The sequence below is a fragment of the Microcoleus sp. AT8-A3 genome (assembly GCF_036705675.1).
Taxonomy (GTDB): Bacteria; Cyanobacteriota; Cyanobacteriia; order Cyanobacteriales; family Microcoleaceae; genus Microcoleus.
In genome coordinates this window covers 1-5600 of record NZ_JAUBVD010000121.1, presented here as the reverse complement: position 1 = coordinate 5600, position 5600 = coordinate 1, and the positions used below count along the sequence as shown (strand labels likewise).

Below are 5600 nucleotides of genomic sequence, written 5' to 3'. Positions count from 1 at the left end.
ATTCGACTGCCAATAGCACACTGCTACAAGTTGCGGCGACTGGGGAGGTTTTGGCTCAGGTTTTTGGCGCTGATAATTTGCTGAGTAATCGGGATTTTCTCACTCTTTCTCCTTAAGACCAAAGCGCATTAAATATGCTGCATTTTTTCCTATGCTTTTAGCAACTCGGTTTATTTGATAAACCGAGTTTTTGAATGTAGCATAAAAAATAGTAATTTGGAGATTTTGGGGGTTATTCGACTCAATAATAACCAGAAAAAGGGTTTTTATTGAGTCATTTGGTCATGAAAAACAAAACAAAAAAAGTTTAAAACTACAAAAAATATAACCATTTCTTGAGTATCATATAGATGATTTGAGAGTCGGCTGATTGAGATCGATCAAATTGGGTTTGATAAAAACTCGAGTCGTAATAAAAATCGCATACATTAACCCCTTTGATACTACAAAAATACAAAGCTGTCAACTACTTTTAGGTAAAAAATATCTAATTTTACGGTAATTTATCGTAGATTGTGCTAATTTTTTTCATTTCAAAATAATTTAGGCTCACGTCTGAATTGGCGAAAAAAAAACCTGATTTACCAGCGAAATAGAGCGAACTGCTACTTTGGGAAGATGTCGATCCAAACAAAAACGAAGTAAAAATAACTTGTTAACTATGCGAAATCGAGAAATGAGCAGTTAGAAATTTCCCATTAGCAATTAACAATAATATCTACCACTGAAGATTGAAAGTTAATAGATCAAGGAGCTATGTAACTCATGAAACATTTAGGGTGCAACTACTCTTCGCCAATTCACCAATCAAGTTGCGATCGCCGCTACACTTACTGCATAAAAAGTTCTTGGAGTGGGCCGTCGTTAGTGGGTGATATGGCGCTCGATATTTCCGGTTTAACAAAAGCGACTCGGGGCGTCAAGACTACACATACAAAACATTTAGTTTGCATCGATCCGAGGGTAGAGAATTATCAGCATCTTGCCAGCGGAGTCAAACCAGGGACAGAGATAATTGTCCTCGATCGAACTCTGGACGGAGTAGAACAAATTACGGAGATTCTAGCTAAACGCAGTTTAATTGCCAGCCTTCAGATTGTTGCTCACGGCAATGAAGCTTCCGTGCAACTGGGGTCAACTTTACTGACGAATGAAAACTTATCAAAGTACGATCGGCATTTGCAGCAGTGGCGAAATGCCTTAAGCGAAAAAGCCGATATTTTATTATTATCGTGTAAGGTTGGGGCTGGAAAATCCGGGATTGCTTTCGTGCGGAAGCTGAGAGAATTAACAGGCGCAAATATAGCGGCTTCCAACAATCTAATTGGTAGTGCCAAATTAGGAGGAAACTGGCAATTAAATGTTACAGCAGGACGAGTAAAAACAGCAATAGCCTTTGAAACAAACACCCAGGAAAATTACAGCGCTGTCCTCATTAATTTAGTGGATGAAAGTTTTCAAGATGCAAGTCTAATCGGGCCTTGGATCTCTGGGGTAACAGGCATTTCAGATGCTCCAGCTTTAACAGCAGGAACCGGAACAGAGAGTTTTCCGGGCTTGAACATAGACCCGGTTGGCAGCGGGGCGTTGAGATTAACTACAAGAACTTTTGACCAATCTACTTTTGTCATCTATAACAGTCAGGTTCCTGTCAACAGCGGTCTTAAAATTGTCTTCGATATATTTGCCTACGACGGCACTACACGTCCTGATCGTCCTGATTTAGCAGGGCAGACAGGGGACGGCATAAGTTTCTTTTTAATTGACGGTACTGTGACGCCAACAGTAGCTGGAGGCTATGGAGGTTCTCTCGGCTACGCGCAAAATACAGATACAAATCAGTCCGGTTTACGGGGAGGTTATTTAGGAATTGGATTGGATGAATTCGGAAATTTCTCAACTACAACTCAAGGGCGGGTAGGCGGACTTCCGGGGGGAATTAGACGAGATTCGGTAACGCTTCGAGGTAGCGAAGTTACGCAATATCAATTTTTAACTTCTACGTTTGTGCCGCAGGGAATAGATAATATTCCCGATACCGTAAATCCTCTGCCTCCAAACGGGCCGAACAATGCCATTACCAGCAGTCGCGAAGAAGCCAGAAGAAGAGTTCAAATTATTTTGCAACCCCCCACTTCTGCAACGCCAAACCGTCTCACTGTTAACTTTGATCTCAACAATAATGGTTTGTTTACAGATCAGGGCGAGACTATTATCGACATTGCCAATTTAGAGGACTTAAACGGGCCAATCCCGGCAACATTCAAATTTGGTTTTGCTGGTTCAACGGGAGCCGCAACAAATATTCACGACGTTCGCACTTTGTCGATCCAAACTATAGACGTGCCGCTTACTACAGCAGATGTTGCCTCAACGAAAACAGGCCCGGCGGCAGCGGCACCGGGTAGCAGCATCACTTACACAATTACGACGGTAAATAACGGCCCGGACGCCGCCGAAAACGTGGTGGTTGAAGATCAATTGCCCGTCGGGGCAGTATTTGGCAGTGCCGACGGCAACGGCACTTTCAACCCGACAACGAGACTGGTTTCCTGGAGTATTCCGAATTTACCTGTTGGGGCCACAGCCACCCGCACCGTAACTGTTACGACCCCAACTACACTCGGCCCTATTACAAATAGTGTATTCAGCAGCAGCAGCACGATCGATCCCGTACCCGGTAACAACAGTGGCAGCCGCCCGGATGCGAGAGTCACGACCACTATTACGAACGATAGCGCTGATGTAGTGACGCGTAAAATTGGGCCCGCTACTGCGATCGCGGGTTCGACTGTCACCTACACAATTACGGCAGCCAACAGTGGGCCGAGTGCGGCAACCAATGTGGCGATCGCCGACACCATTGTTCCTGGTTTAACAGGAGTCAGCGTCTCCGAGGGCGGAAGTTACAACGCAACTACAGGTATTGTGACTTGGACGGCGATCCCATCCCTAGCCAGCGCAACCAGCGCCAACAGAACCGTCAGTTTCGCAGTTCCCGCCACCGGTGGCACCGTCGCCAACACTGCTAGCAGTACCTCGATTACCCCAGACCCCAATCCCGGCAACAACAACGGCAGCAGCCCCGAAGCGCGAGTCACCACTACTATCACCGATAGCGCCGATGTAGTGACGCGCAAAACCGGGCCCGCTACTGCGATCGCGGGTTCGACTGTCACCTACACAATTACGGCAGCCAACAGTGGGCCGAGTGCGGCAACCAATGTGGCGATCGCCGACACCATTGTTCCTGGTTTAACAGGAGTCAGCGTGTCGGACGGCGGAACTTACAACGCAACTACAGGTATTGTGACTTGGACGGCGATCGCATCCCTAGCCCGCGCAGCCAGCACCAACAGAACCGTCAGTTTCGCAGTTCCCGCCACCGGCGGCACCGTCGCCAACACTGCTAGCAGCACCTCAACCACTAATGACCCCAATCCCGGCAACAACAATGGCAGCAGCCCGTCGGCAAGAGTCACCACCACGATCGCCGATAGCGCCGATGTAGTGACGCGCAAAACCGGGCCCGCTACTGCGATCGCGGGTTCGACTGTCACCTACACAATTACGGCAGCCAACAGTGGGCCGAGTGCGGCAATCAATGTGGCGATCGCCGACAGCATTGTTCCGGGCTTAACAGGAGTCAGCGTCTCCGAGGGCGGAAGTTACAACGCAACTACAGGTATTGTGACTTGGACGGCGATCGCATCCCTAGCCAGCGCAGCCAGCACCAACAGAACCGTCAGTTTCGCAGTTCCCGCCAGCGGCGGCCCCATCGCCAACACTGCTAGCAGCACCTCAACGAGCCCAGACCCCAATCCTGCCAACAACAACGGCACCAGCCCCGAAGCGCGAGTCACCACTACTATCACCGATAGCGCCGATGTAGTGACGCTCAAAACCGGGCCCGCTACTGCGATCGCGGGTTCGACTGTCACCTACACCATTCTCACCGAAAACAGAGGGCCCAGTACCGCCACCAACATCACCCTTACAGACAGCATCGTTCCCGGTTTAACGGGCGTCACAGCATCCAACGGCGGTACTTACAACCCAGCGACAGGCATTGTCAGCTTTCCGCCCATTGCCAGCTTAGCTGACGGCGTGACCGTCAGCCGGAGAGTCACATTCCCAGTCCCCGCGACCAGCACTGTCAGCAACACGGCAAGAAGTACCTCAACCACTAATGACCCGAATCCCGGCAACAATAACGGCAGCGATTCCGTCGCAACTGTTACCACCAGCATCGCCTCTGCGCCGACTCCGACTCCCCCACTCCCACCGACTCCGACTCCGACTCCCGCCAACCTACGGCCGATAGCTAGCAACGTCAACCTCGAAATCGCCCCCAGCAGCACTGTGGCGATCGCAGGACTGGGAGGAAGCGACCCCGACGGGTCGATCGCATCTTTCACCATCAACACCGTCCCACCAGCAAATGAAGGGCTGGTATTTTTAGGCAATCCCGATACTGGCGGCACGATTGTCACCGCCGGTCAAATTCTGACACCTGCTGACATTAACCAATTATTTTTCCAATCGACAGGCAACTTTACAAAAGCAAATTTCACCTACAGCGCTACAGACAACCAGGGCGCTACCAGCCGCGCCAGCGCTACTGTCTCGGCGGTGCTGCCGGAGCCCAACAAACCGCCAGTAGCTAACAACGTCAACCTCGAAATCGCCCCCAGCAGCACTGTGGCGATCGCAGGACTAGGCGGCACAGATCCAGACGGGTCGATCGCATCTTTCACGATCAACACCGTCCCACCAGCAGATGAAGGGCTGATATTTTTAGGCAATCCCGAAACCGGCGGCAGGATTATCCGCGCCGGTCAAATTCTGACACCTGCTGACATTAACCAATTATTTTTCCAATCCACAGCCAACTTTACAACAGCAAATTTCACCTACAGCGCTACAGACAACCAGGGCGCTACCAGCCCCGCCAGCGCTACTGTCTCTGCCATTCCCCTGAACGAACCAACACCAACACCCGCGCCCGCGCCGGAACCAACACCACCCGTCCCTGCGCCGGAACCAACACCCGTCCCTGCGCCGGAACCAACACCACCCGTCCCTGCGCCGGAACCAACACCCGCGCCCGCGCCGGAACCAACACCACCCGTCCCTGCGCCGGAACCAACACCCGCGCCGGAACCAACACCCACACCACCAACACCAACACCCGTCCCTGCGCCGGAACCAACACCCGCGCCAGAACCAACACCCGCGCCAGAACCAACACCCGCGCCGGAACCAACACCACCCGTCCCTGCACCCGAACCAACACCCGCCCCAGAACCAACACCACCAACACCCACACCCGCCCCAGAACCAACCCCCATATTCAACCCAGTAGCCGAACCCGATACCAGTTGCGGTTGCGACCCCCTGCCCCTGCTGCCTCTCATCACATTTATCCCACCCCAGCCTTCGGAAATACTCAACTTCGACTCCAACGCCGCCCAACTCATCAACATCCAAAACACCAGCATCGGGACAGAGGGAAACGATTCCTTAACAGGGAACGAAACTAACGAACTGTTTCTCTCATGGGAGGGCGACGACACAGTATTAGGTGAAGGTGGCAGCGA

General features: G+C 51.5%; 1 protein-coding gene. It reads left to right on the top strand.

The genetic code is table 11. The features are described from left to right. Window positions 1–765: 765 nt before the first annotated feature. The coding region (locus tag QUB51_RS29950; protein WP_333264507.1) for a DUF4347 domain-containing protein at window positions 766–5600 on the top strand (4835 nt) is incomplete at its 3' end.